A 14,655-nucleotide genomic window follows, 5' to 3' on the forward strand; every position below is an offset into this window, starting at 1 on the left:
GAGGGAGAGATGGACACATGACAGTCACGCACGCTGGACCGACGACACGAACGCTGTACCTGCTGGACGACAACGCAGATTTCCGGACCACGGCCCGCTGGTGGCTGGAGGGAGCGGGCTACCGGGTTCTGGATTTCGCGGATGCCAACGCCGCCATTGCCACCCTGGAGCACCAGATGCAAGCGGGCACGCTGGCCGACAGCTGCTTGTTGCTGGATGTGCGGATGCCCGGGATGTCCGGGTTGCAGGTGCATGACGCGCTGATTGCGCGGGGTATTGCAGGGCCGAGTGCGCAGTGGCCACTGCCGGTGGTGTACATGACCGGGCACGGCGACGTGCCGCTGGCGGTGCAGGCCATGGAAAAAGGCGCCATCACGTTCCTGGAAAAACCGTTTGAAGACAGTGCGCTGGAGCAGGCGCTGGCCAAGGCGTTTGAGGCACCGGCCGCACCGCACCGGCCACCAGCGTGCGCAGAGTTTCAGCGCAGGCTGGCCACGCTGACGGACCGGGAGTCCGAGGTGATGCGCGGGGTGGTGGACGGCAAGATGAGCAAAGAAATCGCCCGTGACCTGAACATCAGCGCCAAGACGGTGGAACTGCACCGCGGCCGGGTGCTTGGCAAGATGCAGGCCGACTCTGCGGTGCACCTGACCCGCATGGCCATGGCACAGAGGGTGCTGTAAGCACCCTTGCGCGATCTGTTCACGGCGTGCTGTGCACAACGCGCACAGACGGGCTGGGCAGCGCGTTGCAAAGGTCTTCAGTTGCAACGAGTCGCAAGCAGCCGAAGCGCGCGACAAGGGCTTCGACAAGTATCTGGCACGGGGAGCCGAGCTACTCCGGTGCAGGATGACAAAGTGTTGGGCAACGGCTGGAATTCAAAGCAAATATGCCGCTAGCGCTTTCCCTACAAGCGCAACTAGCTATTATTTAAATAGCAAAAAGAGGTGCATGAATTGTGGCCCGCGCATGCTCTGCGGGCGAGCGGATGCTGGGCCGAAGAGGTGTGTGGGTAGGTGTCCTCCCTAGCTAGGGGCATTCCTAGCTGGGAATCGCACATATAGCGCGGCAGACCCAAAGCCGGTTCAATCACGGCTGTCCCGACGGAGCCAGAGCCACAAAGCCGCAGCCCGATGGGGTCCTTGCCAGGGCGACCTGTGCAGGCGAAGGAGTCGTTCCAACCAATCACGGCCCGAAGATGGGCCAGTTTCAAGGAGTTTGTTATGGGTGCAGCAGTTGGCGTCGTGGGTTCAGCATTGATGGGCGGCGGCGGAATGGGCATGGGCGGTCTGCTCGGTGGCATCGGTTCGCAGTTTCTGAGTGGCATGGTCAGCGGCCTGCTGGGTGGCAATGACATGAGCAAGACGCTGGAAGGCTTCTCGCCAGTCAACATCCTGAATGCAACGACCAACCTGGTCAGCACCATCATGGGCGGCGGCGCACAACAAGCGGCGCAAACACTGCAACGCGAAGATGGCATGCCGAAGTTCCTGCAAGACGCGATCAGCCAGGCGATCGACGAGGTGATGCAGGAATACTGCAAGCCCACCGATGGTGCTGGTGAGGCAATTTCCGACGTGGCATCTTGCGACATCCAAAAGTCGGTTGACGACATTGCGCAGCAGATCGTCGACAGCGTGCGCAACCAGATGGCCGAGAGCACGGGCGAAGGCGGCAGGGGCTGTGGCAAAGCCGGTGCCAAGAGCTGGCTGCAGGCCATTGCCCAGGCCATGGGCGAGGCCATGGGCGACAAGGCCGCCAAGATGGTGGAGCTGTCGGGCAAGCTCAAGGAGGCCGCTGGTGGTGACGGCGAGGATGCTGCCAAGGAAATGCAGGCTGTCAACGCAGAGTTCCAGGCTGTAAGCCAGGAGTTCAAGCTGCTGACCGATGCGTTCAATACCGCGCTGAAGTCGCTGGGCGAAGGCATGAGCAGCATGGCTCGCAAGCAATAAGCCCTGTCCGCCCGACGGGCGGATATCGCGATTTGCAACAAACGAAACGGACCGTTCCTCGGTCCGTTTTTTTCTTCCTCGACCGATACGATGTGGCCGCCTTGCCCGCCTGGTGGGCACCGCTGGAAGCCCAAGGCCGTTCTGCATGCACAGGTATCACCTGGGATGTTTGCACTTTTCTTTGTGCCCCGGACAGGGCTGGCTGGGTTGCGGAACTGCCCGCGTTTTTGACCAAACACTGACCATGAAATCCCTGAAAAATTTTTGCGCTGCTGTAGCGATCACCTTCGCAACCATGACTCCTGCCAGTGCCTGGTGGATGAGTTCGGACACGGGCATGAGCCTGTCCGTGGGCGCTGGCAGCTACTTGCTGAACAACGAAATCCAACGCGCTGCGCGCGCCAGCCGCAAGGGGGTGGCGGGCGGCGTATCCACAGCGCAGTTGGCGCGCACCGGCTTTCAGCGCAAAGGCAGAACGGCAGCACTGGATATGTTGGTGGGCTACTACCCGCCGGCGCAGCGTCCACAAATGCGCCAGGGGTTTCTGGAACTGCACCAGCAGTACCCGCAGGTGGCGCGCCAGCTGGGTGTGCCGACCAACGATGTGGCCACGGGGCTGGCATCTTTTCTGGCGGGAGCCTATATGGCCTACAACAACCAGAATGTGAGCAACAGCCATGTGAAGCCGCTGGCCAATCAGTTGCGCAGAGCGCTTGCGGCAGAGCGAGATTTCGCCCAGGTGACAGACGCGGAGAAGCAGCGCATGTATGACGCCACGGTGATGCTGGGCATGCTGATGGCAACGACGCAGGTGCAGTTGCAGCGGCAGCCTGATCCGATGCTGGAGGCGCAGATGCGGCAGCTTGGTAAGGAGATGATCGAGGGCTTCTTGAAGGTGGACGCCAGCCGCCTGCGCATCACGTCATCGGGCATGCGAATCGTTTGAGATCGGTGCGTCGTTCATCGTTTGGGGCGAGCCTCTCGGGGCCATCACGCCCCGTGCCATCCCTCTTCACATCCCCCTCACCTCCCCTCACCCGCTGCAGGTTTATGCCGGAGAAACGCTGAGCACCGCACGCTGGCGCTGGCGGCGGGACTGGGTGTGCCACGCCTGCCACTGGGCCTGGTCCAGGCGGTAGCGCCGGGCCTGCGTGCCGTTGTAAGTGGCCATACCTTGGCAGCCGAAGCCCAGTACTTGCAGACAGTGCGCGGCAGAGCGGTTGGTGGGTGCGCAGTGGCCTAGCACATGCGTTTGCAGCAAGGCGCCAAAGGCGTGCTGCAGCAGCCACTCCCCGCCATCCAGTGCGAGCGTACCGCCCCAGGTCTGTGCCGCCAGTCGGGCGCCGATCTCCAGGATTTTCGGATCTTCCTCCAAATGCACCAGGCTGAACCAGCCGCAAAATACCCATCGGGGTTGCACAAGCTTGGCTAACAGCACAGCGTCTATGTCGCCTTCGGCGTGCGCACGCAGTGCGTCGGCAATGGTGTCCGAGTCAGGCGGCTGGGCTCGCTCTGCACACCAGATGCCCGTGCCAGGGTATTGCAGATAGAACTGTTGCATGTGCGCGATGAAGCGGTGTGCGACACGGGGCTCATCCAGCGGTGCATCGTCGGCCAGGTGCGCGCGCACGCGAGGGTCGCGGTGCATGGTGACCAGGGCCTGGGCGTCGCGGCTGTGGAACTGGCGAATGCGCAAGCGTGGACCTTGATAGAGGATGACGGGTTCAGGGGACATAGGGTGTGCCGATGATGGGCGCTGTGCCGCAATGGGTAGGTGCGGAGGCTGCCAGGAGGAGTGGCGATAGCCCGCCGCAATGGGCTTGCAACACGCGCTGATAAGCCGCCCAAAAGGCGGTTTGCGGACCGCTCTGTTGCCAGACAGGCTCCGTAAGGAACTTGCTCGCCTCTGTACTCTGGGCGGGCCCGAGGGCGGCATATGCTGAGCCTGCCAGCCAGAGGTCTCCCCGGTGAGTGGCCTGCGACGTGCGCGCGGTGGGCTGGATATGGGAGAGCTGCACTGGCGCAGTTGCGCCTGCGGGAGGACCACCTGGGGTGTTGCTGGTGACCATGGCCCAAGCTCCCAGGTAGTGCCCCAGAGCCATGGCATGGGGATATGCCCCGCGCCGATCGCAGTGATGCAGGTACTCCGCAGGGGGGTGCATGCCGTCGTGACCCTGGTACAGCTGGTGGTGAATGAGCCGGATTTCATCGGTGCGCTGCTGGGCACACAGGATGTGCAGGTAGCAAGCCAGGGCCTGGCCGTCAGGGTGCTGCTGGGCCAGGGCATTGACAATGGCACAGGTCTGGCTGGTAAGCAGCAGCGTAAGGGCAGGGGCGAGTGTCGGCAGGGCCGCACCTTGGGCAGCGACAGGGATGGCCAGGGCCCACAGGGTGGCTTTGGCGGGTGCATCGCTGGCGGTGGCGCAGGCCTCCAGCACCTGCCGCAGGGCTCCGGGATCGGCCTGCGTACGCACCGTGGTGTAGGGTGGTAACAGGGCGGTGAGCATGGCCCTGACCATTGCCACAGACTGTGCCGACGCCGGGGAGAGCGGCAGCATGGCTTGCAAGGCGGTGTCGAGGGCATGGGTACGGCCGTGCAGACTACTCAGCAAACGGCCGATCAAAGGAGCGCGCAGTGCGTCTGGCCGGGGATGGCTGGGCAGGACGGGACCTGCGGTGGTGCCGTGGCTAACCAGAGCGATCAGCAGGTCGAGCCTGTCACGATCGCTGGCGCTGCGCGCCAGGTGTTCACCCCAGCGCGCTAGGTCTTGCTCCTGAACGGCAATCCGGGTGAAGCCTGCCAGGTGCGCTGCATCGAGGCGCGTTGCGAGGTGCTGCAACAGTGTGTCTGTGTCTGCGTAGTCGAGCTGGTGGTACCAGGGTCGGGCCCGGCGACTGGGGGACTGCGCCAAGCTGTGTACCCATACCCGCAGGTCGGCGTGCTCCAGCCGCAGCAGAGCATCCAGCAAGTGGGCAGGCGACTGGGAGGCTGCGGGGTCTTCATCGGGCCATGGCCCGTCACCGCCGAAGCCCTGGCCGCCGCCCGAGTACCCCCCCAAGGCTACAACGCGGCCACCAGGAGCAATGGCCCGAATGGGGGCCAGCGCGGCCCATGGCTCAGACATACCAGATGGTGAAGGTGGGATAGCAGGGTGCAACGGGCCGCACGGGAGCGGCGTATCGGTGCCTCAACGCCAGGAGGCCGGAGGAATCCAGCCCTGCGCCAGCGCGCCAACCGTTGCAGCCGGCGCGGATTGTTCACCGTGGCGGGACGCAGCCATGAAGGCTTCTACCGCCTGGGTGGCCGCACGGTAGGGTTCGGGGTCCGCCTGAGACCAACTCAGGGCCATGGCTTGCAGTGCGTGGCGGCTGCTGCGGGTCCAAGCCCCGTCGAGGGGGTCGTCGGCCACGCTGTGGAGCTTGGCGCAATAGAGGCGCCGGGCCGCTTCACTGTGCGATACCAAGCCCACCAGTGCGCGTGCGGCCTGGTCAAAAGCCACGGCCCCGAGGGTGCCGCGCCCGTCGGGCTGCGCGAACCAGGCGCACAGGTACTCAATGGGGCCCATGGTGCGGGTGGCGCGCACGGACGCGTCCCACTGCGCCCCCCATGCGGCGTGCCGCCCCGAGGGCAAGCGGCCGCTTTGCAGAGCAAGCACCAGGGTATCGGCGACCGCAGCCTGGGCCTGGGGGTTGCCATGCTCGCCAATGCGGCAAAGCACCTGCAGGAAGGCGGGGTACAGCGCATCGCCGAGCGAGTGGCACAGGCGCTCCATCCAGCGCACGCGGTCTTCACGTGAGGGCAGATGGGCGCAGCCTTCGATGAGGACCTCTGCTGCACCGGCCCAGTCGGGCTGATCGCGCAGGGTCAGATCGGGGATGGGTTGGGCCATGGGTGCTGTCGCAAAGGAGCGGCGCGCGGGGGGCGGGGGGCGGAGATCAACCCCGGGTAAAGAGACAGTCAATGAACCGGGATTGCAGCTGGGCCGGGGTGTCGCCGCTGAAGGGGGGGACGGACAAGGTGCGGGCGACGGCGTCGCTGCCGGTATAGCCAAACAGGCGCGCGGTGTCGCCGTTGTCCAAGGCTGGCCGGAGCGCGTCAGTCCGGGGCGCTAGGCCAGCGAGGCCTGTCAGCGACGAGAGAGAGGACGAGGTCACCATGTGTGGACGCGGATGAAAGATGGGATGTCTCCATCGTAAAAACTTGCGCCCGCTCGCGCTATTGGGAAGCCTCCTAGTGGAGGGGGTGCATTTGCAACAAAACGCTTCAAACCCCAAGCCCGAGGCCGGCGCTCGCTGGGTGTTCAGGTGGGCAGCAGGGTCTGCATCTTGTGCAGCAGTGTCGGGAAAAGGGCAGCCAGGTAGTTCAGCAGTGTCTTGGCCAAGGTGGTGAGCATGACCAACCACAGCAGGATGGCAGCCACGCTTTTGAGGGAGCTGGACAACGAGTACAGATTGAGTTGGGGCGCGAAACGATTCATGAGGCCCAGCGCCAGGTCAATGGCGTACATGACTACCAGGGTGGGCGCAGCGAGCAGGAAGCTCAGGCCCGCAAACTGCGCGAAGGCGCTCTCAAACAAGGTGACACCGGCTGGGCGCGGAGCAAGGCCGGGCTGGGCCAGGGGCCACAGCACAAAGCTTTCCATGAGGACGCCGATCCAGAGCATGAGGCCACCCGAGGCCATAAAAAGGTACACAGCCAAGCGCCCCAGGAAGGCCCCTGATAGCGAGGTCTGACGCCCGGAGAGAGGGTCTGTGACCTGCGCCTGCGACAGTCCGATCGCGCCGTCAATGATCTCGCCGGCGGCGTCGAACGCCCAGAGTACAGCGGCCAGCAGCATGCCCAGAGCCAGGCCGATGAAGGCTTCTTTGGAGAACAACCCGATCCATTGGGAAACGCTCCAGCCGGTGACGTTGACCGCAGGCTGAAGGGCCAGTGTGATGACTCCGAACGCAAGAAAAATGGCGCCCCGCACGAGCTGGGACACGGTTTCCTGGGCCAGCAGGGGCAACAGCACGAAGGCGGTAGCAAAGCGCACGCTGGCAAGCGCGGCCAGCAACGCCAGTTCGCTGACGTTATTCACCGCAGCAAAAGTTTCTCCCATGGGTGGGTGGCCTCAGCGTTTGACCAAGGCGGGGAAGTCGGTCATGACTCGGTCGGTATAGCGGAACAGCGTGCCGCCCAGCAGCGATGCGGTGATGAAGATGGTGAGCACGATGGCGAAGAACTTGAGCGCGTACTGCAGGGTCTGCTCCTGAATCTGGGTGGCGGCCTGCACCAGGGCAACCAGTAGCCCGACCAGCGCGGCCACGATGACCGGTGGCGCGGACAGGAGCAACACCAGCCACAGGGCTTGGTACAGCAGTTGGATGGTCTGGCTTTCAAACATGGCGTACGGAGGGCATGGACAGAGTGGGAAGGCGATGCACGGCGGCAAGGTCAGTGGCCGTAGGAGAGCACCAGGCCGTGGGTGAGCTTGACCCACCCATCGACCAGCACGAAAAGCAGCAGCTTGAACGGCAGCGAGATGGTGGTGGGCGAGAGCATCATCATGCCCATGGCAGTGAGGATATTGGCGATGACCAGGTCGATGATGAGAAAGGGCAGGAAGATAAGGAACCCGATCTGGAACGCTGCAGACAGCTCGCTAACGGTGAAGGCGGGCACAACCACCACAAAGTCGCGTTCGCTGATCTGGGAAGCACGTTCGGGACTGAGGGTTTTCTGGGCGGTCTTGAGGAAGAAAGCGCGCTCGTGGGCGGATGAGTGGCGAACCAGAAAGTCGCGCAGGGGCTCTTTGGCCGCATCGGCCACCGCCAGCATGCCAGAGGTGCTGCCGACGTTGGAGACGCTGCGGGCACGTTCGGCCATATCCAACCCCACGGGCAGCATGACGTAGATGGTGAGTACCAGGGCCATGCCGTTGAGCACCACGTTTGGTGGCACCTGCTGCAGGCCCAGGGCGTTGCGCAGCAGGCTGAGCACCACAATGATCTTGGTGAAGGAAGTGACCATGACGCCCACAAACGGCGCCAGGGAGACAACGATCACGGTGACCAGTGCCGAGGAAGGGGTAAATTGATTCAGGTCCATGGTGTCTGCGAATGGGCTGCGCCGCACGCGCGCCCGGTGGATGATTCAGCGGAAAACAAGGGGGCTTCAGGCCCAACGGCTGGTGTGGCACCGAGGGCGCTGCGGATTCGAAGGGCGTAGCCACCGGCCAGAGGAACCAGATCACCGTGGGCGCGCAACGCACCACCCTGCTGCAAGTGCAGCTCCCCCGGCAGCATGGGTGGTAGCCGAAGGCGAAGCGGTGCTGTCGATGCGGGAGGTGCGGCCGGCACCGATAGCACCGCTGGGCGAGCCTGCCAGCACAGCCATTGCTCCAGCCCCATGGCAGGTATGCCGTGCCAGACGATCTCGGCATCGGCATCCGTGTTGGCATGGGTGTCTGTGGCGAGCGGCTCGGTGGCCGTGGGCTGCGGCGCGTGCAGGTCCAGCCCCAGGGGCTCGGCCATGGGCGGGGCACCAGTGCGAACAGCGGGGCTGCGTACCAGCACACCCGCGCGCACCGGAAGGTGGCCGCCGATGGGCCGCACGGTGACGGGCCACTCGCCCCCCAGAGAGGGTGTGAGCCAGACCAGGGAGCCTTCAGCGAGGTCTGCGACTGCGGCGGCAGGCGCTGTATCCAGGCACAGTTCCGTGCGTACGCTGGGCCAGGCGACATGCGGGGATTGCAGCCAGTCGGCCGGCGGACCCGACAATGCCGCCCAAGGCAGGCGCAGGCGCGTGCCCACAGGGGCCAGTGCAGCGGTCTGCACCACGGCTTCGCACGTGCCGGATTCCAGGGCGACTGCTGGCGCGGCTTCATCGGGCTGCAACAGCCAGGGGTAGCGCAGCCATTGCTCGACAGCACTGATGAGCGGTTCTGCCTTGGCCAGCTGCAGCATCAGGCGCGGTCCGGTCCACTCCTTTGCGGTATCCCCAGAGGTGCGCGCAGGCGGGGTGGCATCCCGACCAGTGGTGCCTGAGGAGGCTGTTGGTGCATCCGGGTTTAGGGCTGGGGGCTGAGGTTCACACAGGCAAGGGGCTGGCTCTGGCAGCAGCGGCAGCCAGAGCTCGGCCCGGTGTGCGCCCACCGGACCACAAAAAACGAGCCACGCCGGCCCAGGCACTGGTGGAGCGTGCGGGGCAGGTGCCGCCACTGCGGCGGGGTTGGCGGTATCAGGCCACGGTGTCATCGTCAAATCCGAGGTCATCCATTCGACCGTGGCTGTGTTCGCGCAGGCGGTCGCGCAGTCGCTCCAGGTGCGGGGTCAGTTGCTGGCGGGTGGTGGCATTGGTGCCCATGCGCAGCTGCCACTGGCCGTTGCCGCTTTGGGCTAAGCGCAGGGCCAGGGTGGCGGCCTCGGCACCGCCCAGCGGCACTTGCAAGCGCAACGGGGTACCCACCCCGGGCGCGGCCGCATGTGGGGCCATGGGCAGAGAATCTGGCAGGAGGCCAGTGGGTTGGGCGGGTGCGGTGAGGGCTGCACTGCCCCCCATAAGGGCACTGCCCTCCCCTGCCGACCCGGTGTGCCCGGTCAGTGGCGGCAGCTGCCCCCAAAGGCCTGGGGGCGGAGCCTCGGTGTGAAAGAGGTCGTTGGGTTCGGGGTCGTCGTGGTCCTTGAGCCGACTGTCACTGCGTTCGCCGGCCCGCCGGATGGCGGCATCAAAGTCCCGCCGCGCCTGCGGGGGCACCCAGCCGCCGGCCTGTGAGGCCCGGGCGGTAGTGTCGGAGGTATGGGTTTTTCGTTCAGGGGTCGATGGACTGATGTCACTCACGGGGCATTCCTCAGGGGGCTGACCGGAGCGGGGGGTCTTCCCGCTCCAGCGTGGTTTCACGTTCGCGCCGCAGGCTCTGGCGGGCGTCATCGCGTAGCGTGGAGCTGGCCTGGTGCTGGGCCACGGCCTGGAGCCATGTGGTGCGGGCTGAGGCGGCGCGGGTGCGCGCGTTGATCAGCTCTTCTTCCTCATCGATCAGTGCGTATTCAGCGCGTTCGAGCTGGTCGTCCAGCGCCTCCTGTGCAGCACTGGCGTAGCTGGCCACGACCCCTATGCGGGCGGCGTAGGGGCCGATCAGGCTGTGCTGCAGCTCCAGCCTGCGGGCCTGCAGCTTGCGAATTTGGGCTTCGCGGTCGCGCACCACTTGCTGGGCAGCTTGCAACTCGCGCTCGGCCTGCTGGCTGGCTTGCAAGGCTTTGCGTTCGCGCAACGCACGCAGTCGCTGCAGCTGACTGGCAGCGGCCAGTTGCTGGGCCATGGCGGAGGCGGTCATGGGGGAGCCCCCCAAGGTGTATGCAGGCTGGTCACAGTCACCGCTGGAACTGCTGCAGCGCAGCAAGGGTTTGTTCGAAGGGTGTCCCCTCGTCGGGCCGCTGTCGCAACAGTGCCTGCAACGCAGATTGGGCGGCGATGGCGTCGTCGGCCAGGGCGTCGCTGCCTGGCGCATATTCACCAACCTGAAGCAGGAAGCGGATTTCGTCGTGTTTGGCCATCAGGGCGCGCACGCGCAGGGCTGCGTCTTGGTGGGCGCGGTCGGTGACGCGGTTGAACACACGGCTGGCACTGGCCAGTACGTCAATGGCCGGGTAGTGCCCCGCTTGCCCAAGCTGGCGCGAAAGCACGATGTGACCGTCCAGGATGGAGCGGGTCTCCTCGGCCACAGGATCGGAGCCGTCTTCATCTTCAGCCAGAACCGTGTAGAAAGCGGTGATGGAGCCGGACGCATCGTTACCCGCCCGCTCGAACAGGCGCGGCAGCTCTGCAAACACACTGGGGGGGAAGCCACGGCGCACGGCCGGCTCCCCCACCGACAGGCCGATCTCGCGCAACGCACGGGCGTATCGGGTCACGGAGTCCATCATCAGCAGCACGCGCCGCCCTTGCGCGCGGAAGTGTTCGGCAATGGCGGTGGCGGTCTGGGCGGCACGCAGCCGCTCCATGGCGGGCCGGTCGGAGGTGGAGACAACGATCACCGAGCGGGCCAGGCCCTGGGGGCCAAGGCTGTCCTCCAGAAACTCGCTGACCTCACGCCCCCGTTCGCCAATCAGGGCAATGACATTGACATCGCTGTGTGCGAGCTTGGCAAGCATGCCCAACAAGGTGGACTTGCCACCCCCGGCCATGGCGAACACGCCCAGTCGCTGACCTTCACCGATGGTGAGCAATCCGTCGAGCGCACGCACCCCGGTGATGAATGGGGTATCAATGGGCCGCCGGGTCAGCGGGTTGGGTGGCTCGGCGTGGAAGGCGCGGAGCGGCAAGTGGGCCGGGAGGGCGTGACCATCCAGGGGTGTGCCGAAGGCATCGAGCACGCGGCCCAGCAGGGCGTCGCCCACGGGAATGAGCTCTCCGCCATCCAGAGGCTCCACCTCGGCACCCATCGAGACGCCGTGCAGGTGCCCCAGTGGCACAAGAATGGCGTCATGCTCGCGAAGCCCGACGACTTCTGCGCGCAGCACGTTGCCATGCGGTTGCGCGGGGTCACGAATCAGGCATTGCTGGCCGATGACGGCACGCAATCCACTCACGCGCAATGTGGTGCCAAAGGCTTGCACAACCCGCCCCCGGGCAGCCACCGGCTGCATGGAGCGCAGCGAGGCCAGGATGGCAGGATCGAGCAGAGGGCGGGGGGAAGCGTCGGCGTGCATGTCGCAAATCGGTGGCGCGCTCAGGCGGCCCTGGCTTCGGGGGCCGCCATCTGGCGCTGAGAGGTTTCAATCCGCTGCGCAGCACTTGCCAGGACGGTGTCGAGCCCGGCCAGCAACGCACCAGCCTGAGACTCCACCACGCAGTCCAGCCCATGGATTTCTGTGTCGGCCAGACATTGCACGGGCATGGGCAATTCACGCGTGGCAAGTTGTGCGCGCACGGGCTCGACCAGCTCTGCGGGCAGGCGCAGGCGCACGGGCTGAGGAGGCACTACCTGCTCAAAAGCCTGCAACGCCAGGGCGGTCACCACTTGATCGGGCGCCAGGGCCGAAGCCATGCAACGCACCATGGCAGTGGCCAGCGTGACGAGGGCGCTGCGCAGTTCTTCGCGCTGGTGCTGGTGCTGTTGCGCCAGCGATTGCAGCGCTGCTGCAATCTGTCCCGCCGCTTCCTGGTGGGCCTGTGCCAGCCCAACGGCAAAACCGTCGCGGTGACCTTGCTCGCAGGCCGCCTGCTGCGCCTGCGCAGCCGCGTCACGGGCACTGCTGGTAAGCGTTTGCAGCGCAGCGGCCAGGTCCAGAGCGGTCTCCAGCGCCTGAACGTGCTGCGCCGGCACGGTACGTTCCGTGGTGGCCAGGGTCAGGGTGGCGTCTTGGTGCAGGGTGAGCAGGTAACTCATGACGGTGTGGACAACGGGGTTACGGGCTCGGTCTGCGGGGTAACACTGGCGGGTGCTGCCAGCGCTGGGGCGGCCGCATGTGCCTGCGCTAACGCGGACTGGGCCCAGGCCGGGTTAGAGCCCACCGTGGGCAGCAAAGCCAGCGAGGCGCTCCAGCCAAGGTGGTGGGCAAGGCGCGCCTGGAGTTCGTGCACGCAACCCCACAGCAGCATCGCCTGACCCCAGGCACGAACGTACGACACGATCGTGTGGGCAGGCGGCAGCAGGGGCCGAGGTGCCCGCGCCAGCAGTTCCGGGGTGTCCGGAGCGTCAAGGGCAGCACGGAAGGGCCCGACCCCAACGCTGCGCGACAGGGGTGCGAGTTGCCGCCCGTCGATGCAGGCACGCAGCGACGCCTTGAGCCAGTAGATGCCAGACAAGGCGCTGAGTGCATCGCGGGCCGGCGCGGGATCGGCCACCCACAGAGGACACAACATGAGCTGCTGCCAGCTCAATGGCTCGGCCTGCAACTGCCGCGCAAGCGCTGCCCGCGCGCGCCGCTGCGCGGCCACATGGGTCAACGCCGAGTCTTCACCCAGGTCCACGGGCTGCATCTCAGGACTCGCTGCCGACACGGGGCTGCGCGGGGGATGCGACCGCAACGGCGGCGCCCCGGCGTAGCGGTGCCACTGCGGCGCCGACCATGGATGCCAGCCCGGTCTCGGCCAAGGCTGCCGCGGCTGCAGGGCGGCGCTGCCACCAGGCCATGGCCGCCACGGCGGCCGCTATGAGGCTAAGCAGCCCCGCCACCAGCATGACCATGCCGCCATACTGCGCCCACAAACCGCCCAGGAATGACGGCGGGGCCGCCGGTGGAATAGGTTCGGCGGGGAACATGGCAACAGTGACGTTGTCGTAGGGCAGCCCCTCCATGGCGTTGACTACGAGGGCTTTGATCTTGCCCGTCTGCTGGCTCAGGTCGACCCCGGGGCGGTGTTTGATGAACACCGAGGCCGTCGAGTGCTGGGGCTTGTCGGACAGGGGATTCTTCTCGGGCACAGAGACATGCACCCGTGCCTGCACCACGCCATCAATGCTGGAAAGCGTGGCCGAGAGCTCTTGCGACAGGGCATGGGTGAAGCGGGCCCGCTCTTCGAGTGCCGATGACACGAAGCCCTCTTTCTTGAATACCTGGCCCAGGGTGTCGAAGGAGTCCCGTGGGAACCCTCCGGCGTGCAAGATCTCTACAGCGCGAGAAAAGTCGTCAGGCCGGGTGCTGACGACAAAGGCCTTGCCGTCGCGCGAGGCCGCTTTTTCTGCATGCAGGCCCGCATTGCGCAACACGGCCACCATCTCGTTGGCTTGGCGCTCGGTCAACTGGCCATACAGCTCCTGCTGAGAGCATGCGGCCAGGAGTGCCAGCGTGACCGTGACGAGGACCCGCGCGGGCCAGGAGGGTGTCCTGGCCTTGCGGGCGTTGGCCCCGGGAATGGGGCAAGTGCGCAGAAGCGTTCTGGCAGTAAGTAGCGGTCTCATGCGATATAGCGGTCAAGGCGGGCGGTCAGGCCTGCTGGCGGAACAGTTGCTGCAGCCCGTCGGAGGTGCGGTTGGCGATATTGGCGGTGAGCTGGCTGTGGAACAGGAACTCGTGCGCCCGGACGGTCAGCATGACCATCTCACCCGGTGTCATGTCGTTGCCCGCAGCCATGGCCGCTTGCGCATGCTCCTCCAGCGAGACCGCCTCGGCGTTGATGTGTTCGAGCGGCTTGAATAGAGCCTGCATCCCCTCGCCCATTGCCTGCACAGGCTGGGCCTGCAGCGTGCTGCCCGCGCCCGCTTCTGCACGCGCAATAGCCTCGTGAAAGCCGGACATGTCGGTCAATGAGATGCCATAGCCGGCTTGGACGGGGCTCTGCCCCGCCGAGACGCCGACACTGTCTGCGCCCGAAAGCGAAAGGCCCATGGTGGTAGTGGCGTTCATGGTGTCAGCGCCACATCACTGTTTGCGGGCCATGGTTTCCAGTGCCGTGCCCACCGATTGCAAGGAGGTGTGGGCACTGTTGGACATGAAGCCCATTTGTTGGGCCAGCATGGTCATGTGGGTGATGTGGGCAGGCTTGTCATTGCCGTCGGCCAGGGCATCCCCTGCGGCCTCGATTTCACTCGCTTTGGCGTCCAGGGTCTTGCCCCAGGCATCGGCCATGACCTCGAACCAGCTAGCGCCTTTGCCGCTGCGGCTTTGGGAGCTGCTCAGTCCAGTGGTGGCGACCATGGCCAGCGGATTGATGGAATTGCTCATGCTCTGACTCCTACTTTGCAGGTGGTGCTGGCGGTAATTGCCAGCGGGGTGGTTG

At 65.6% G+C, this 14,655-nt stretch carries 18 protein-coding genes; 3 read left to right on the forward strand and 15 right to left on the reverse strand.

Annotated elements, in window-relative coordinates:
- Positions 1-17: 17 nt before the first annotated feature.
- The 3 genes from C8C94_RS13455 to C8C94_RS13465 all read left to right on the forward strand — a co-directional run bounded on the left by C8C94_RS13455 (position 18) and on the right by C8C94_RS13465 (position 2,898).
- Positions 18-683 carry a response regulator transcription factor gene (locus C8C94_RS13455; protein WP_121421066.1) on the forward strand — a complete coding sequence of 222 codons (666 nt, stop codon included), beginning with the start codon at positions 18-20 and terminating at the stop codon, positions 681-683.
- 540 nt (positions 684-1,223) lie between these two features.
- Positions 1,224-1,952 carry a hypothetical protein gene (locus tag C8C94_RS13460; protein ID WP_147433259.1) on the forward strand — a complete coding sequence of 243 codons (729 nt, stop codon included), beginning with the start codon at positions 1,224-1,226 and terminating at the stop codon, positions 1,950-1,952.
- 244 nt (positions 1,953-2,196) lie between these two features.
- Positions 2,197-2,898: a DUF6683 family protein gene (locus C8C94_RS13465; protein ID WP_121421068.1), complete on the forward strand. Its 702-nt coding sequence runs from the start codon at positions 2,197-2,199 to the stop codon at positions 2,896-2,898.
- A 102-nt stretch (positions 2,899-3,000) separates the two neighbouring features.
- On the opposite strand, the gene C8C94_RS25625 is transcribed toward C8C94_RS13465, so the two are convergent.
- From C8C94_RS25625 to C8C94_RS13545, 15 genes are all read right to left on the reverse strand, one after another.
- On the reverse strand, positions 3,001-3,687 hold the full coding sequence (locus C8C94_RS25625) for a GNAT family N-acetyltransferase (RefSeq protein ID WP_158603822.1): 687 nt from the start codon (positions 3,685-3,687) through the stop codon (positions 3,001-3,003).
- On the reverse strand, positions 3,677-5,077 hold the full coding sequence (locus C8C94_RS25630) for a hypothetical protein (protein WP_158603823.1): 1,401 nt from the start codon (positions 5,075-5,077) through the stop codon (positions 3,677-3,679). Before C8C94_RS25630 ends, C8C94_RS25625 begins: the two co-directional genes overlap by 11 nt.
- Before the next feature lie 63 nt (positions 5,078-5,140).
- Positions 5,141-5,842 carry a hypothetical protein gene (locus C8C94_RS13480; protein WP_121421071.1) on the reverse strand — a complete coding sequence of 234 codons (702 nt, stop codon included), beginning with the start codon at positions 5,840-5,842 and terminating at the stop codon, positions 5,141-5,143.
- 411 nt (positions 5,843-6,253) lie between these two features.
- A complete protein-coding gene (gene sctT / locus C8C94_RS13490) occupies positions 6,254-7,054 on the reverse strand; it encodes a type III secretion system export apparatus subunit SctT (RefSeq protein WP_121421073.1) in 801 nt (266 codons plus the stop codon).
- A gap of 12 nt (positions 7,055-7,066) precedes the next feature.
- Positions 7,067-7,339, reverse strand: a complete 273-nt coding sequence (sctS, locus tag C8C94_RS13495) for a type III secretion system export apparatus subunit SctS (protein WP_121421074.1) — start codon at positions 7,337-7,339, stop codon at positions 7,067-7,069.
- 50 nt (positions 7,340-7,389) lie between these two features.
- Positions 7,390-8,043 (reverse strand): type III secretion system export apparatus subunit SctR, encoded by a 654-nt coding sequence (gene sctR, locus C8C94_RS13500; protein WP_121421075.1) that lies wholly within the window; start codon positions 8,041-8,043, stop codon positions 7,390-7,392.
- The gene (locus tag C8C94_RS13505; RefSeq protein WP_121421076.1) at positions 8,034-8,900 is read right to left on the reverse strand and encodes a hypothetical protein; all 867 of its coding nucleotides are present in this window, start codon (positions 8,898-8,900) and stop codon (positions 8,034-8,036) included. Before C8C94_RS13505 ends, sctR begins: the two co-directional genes overlap by 10 nt.
- A gap of 274 nt (positions 8,901-9,174) precedes the next feature.
- A complete protein-coding gene (locus C8C94_RS25465; protein ID WP_147433261.1) occupies positions 9,175-9,774 on the reverse strand; it encodes a hypothetical protein in 600 nt (199 codons plus the stop codon).
- Between the two features lie 10 nt (positions 9,775-9,784).
- Positions 9,785-10,267 carry a hypothetical protein gene (locus C8C94_RS13515; RefSeq protein ID WP_121421078.1) on the reverse strand — a complete coding sequence of 161 codons (483 nt, stop codon included), beginning with the start codon at positions 10,265-10,267 and terminating at the stop codon, positions 9,785-9,787.
- A 37-nt stretch (positions 10,268-10,304) separates the two neighbouring features.
- Positions 10,305-11,642: a FliI/YscN family ATPase gene (locus tag C8C94_RS13520; protein WP_199731260.1), complete on the reverse strand. Its 1,338-nt coding sequence runs from the start codon at positions 11,640-11,642 to the stop codon at positions 10,305-10,307.
- A gap of 20 nt (positions 11,643-11,662) precedes the next feature.
- Positions 11,663-12,322 (reverse strand): FliH/SctL family protein, encoded by a 660-nt coding sequence (locus tag C8C94_RS13525; RefSeq protein ID WP_121421079.1) that lies wholly within the window; start codon positions 12,320-12,322, stop codon positions 11,663-11,665.
- Positions 12,319-12,915 (reverse strand): hypothetical protein, encoded by a 597-nt coding sequence (locus C8C94_RS13530; RefSeq protein WP_121421080.1) that lies wholly within the window; start codon positions 12,913-12,915, stop codon positions 12,319-12,321. Before C8C94_RS13530 ends, C8C94_RS13525 begins: the two co-directional genes overlap by 4 nt.
- Position 12,916: 1 nt before the next feature.
- Positions 12,917-13,837 carry a type III secretion system inner membrane ring lipoprotein SctJ gene (gene sctJ, locus C8C94_RS13535; protein WP_121421081.1) on the reverse strand — a complete coding sequence of 307 codons (921 nt, stop codon included), beginning with the start codon at positions 13,835-13,837 and terminating at the stop codon, positions 12,917-12,919.
- 25 nt (positions 13,838-13,862) lie between these two features.
- A complete protein-coding gene (locus C8C94_RS13540; RefSeq protein ID WP_233573465.1) occupies positions 13,863-14,282 on the reverse strand; it encodes a hypothetical protein in 420 nt (139 codons plus the stop codon).
- Positions 14,283-14,297: 15 nt separating this feature from the next.
- Complete coding sequence (locus C8C94_RS13545) at positions 14,298-14,600, reverse strand: hypothetical protein (RefSeq protein ID WP_121421082.1); 303 nt, start codon at positions 14,598-14,600, stop codon at positions 14,298-14,300.
- Between the last annotated feature and the right edge of the window lie 55 nt (positions 14,601-14,655).

It is taken from the genome of Acidovorax sp. 94 (genome assembly GCF_003634645.1).
Lineage (GTDB): Bacteria > Pseudomonadota > Gammaproteobacteria > Burkholderiales > Burkholderiaceae_C > Acidovorax > Acidovorax facilis.

Coding starts and splice junctions, on each gene's coding strand:
- C8C94_RS25630 (WP_158603823.1), bottom strand. CDS start 5,077: ATGTCTGAGCCATGGGCCGCGCTGGCCCCCATTCGGGCCATTGCTCCT.
- C8C94_RS13530 (WP_121421080.1), bottom strand. CDS start 12,915: ATGCAGCCCGTGGACCTGGGTGAAGACTCGGCGTTGACCCATGTGGCC.
- C8C94_RS13465 (WP_121421068.1), top strand. CDS start 2,197: ATGAAATCCCTGAAAAATTTTTGCGCTGCTGTAGCGATCACCTTCGCA.
- C8C94_RS13480 (WP_121421071.1), bottom strand. CDS start 5,842: ATGGCCCAACCCATCCCCGATCTGACCCTGCGCGATCAGCCCGACTGG.
- C8C94_RS13540 (WP_233573465.1), bottom strand. CDS start 14,282: ATGAACGCCACTACCACCATGGGCCTTTCGCTTTCGGGCGCAGACAGT.
- C8C94_RS13520 (WP_199731260.1), bottom strand. CDS start 11,642: ATGCACGCCGACGCTTCCCCCCGCCCTCTGCTCGATCCTGCCATCCTG.
- C8C94_RS13455 (WP_121421066.1), top strand. CDS start 18: ATGACAGTCACGCACGCTGGACCGACGACACGAACGCTGTACCTGCTG.
- C8C94_RS13545 (WP_121421082.1), bottom strand. CDS start 14,600: ATGAGCAATTCCATCAATCCGCTGGCCATGGTCGCCACCACTGGACTG.
- sctT (WP_121421073.1), bottom strand. CDS start 7,054: ATGGGAGAAACTTTTGCTGCGGTGAATAACGTCAGCGAACTGGCGTTG.
- C8C94_RS13460 (WP_147433259.1), top strand. CDS start 1,224: ATGGGTGCAGCAGTTGGCGTCGTGGGTTCAGCATTGATGGGCGGCGGC.
- C8C94_RS13525 (WP_121421079.1), bottom strand. CDS start 12,322: ATGAGTTACCTGCTCACCCTGCACCAAGACGCCACCCTGACCCTGGCC.
- sctR (WP_121421075.1), bottom strand. CDS start 8,043: ATGGACCTGAATCAATTTACCCCTTCCTCGGCACTGGTCACCGTGATC.
- sctJ (WP_121421081.1), bottom strand. CDS start 13,837: ATGAGACCGCTACTTACTGCCAGAACGCTTCTGCGCACTTGCCCCATT.
- sctS (WP_121421074.1), bottom strand. CDS start 7,339: ATGTTTGAAAGCCAGACCATCCAACTGCTGTACCAAGCCCTGTGGCTG.
- C8C94_RS25625 (WP_158603822.1), bottom strand. CDS start 3,687: ATGTCCCCTGAACCCGTCATCCTCTATCAAGGTCCACGCTTGCGCATT.
- C8C94_RS13505 (WP_121421076.1), bottom strand. CDS start 8,900: ATGCTGCAGCTGGCCAAGGCAGAACCGCTCATCAGTGCTGTCGAGCAA.
- C8C94_RS13515 (WP_121421078.1), bottom strand. CDS start 10,267: ATGACCGCCTCCGCCATGGCCCAGCAACTGGCCGCTGCCAGTCAGCTG.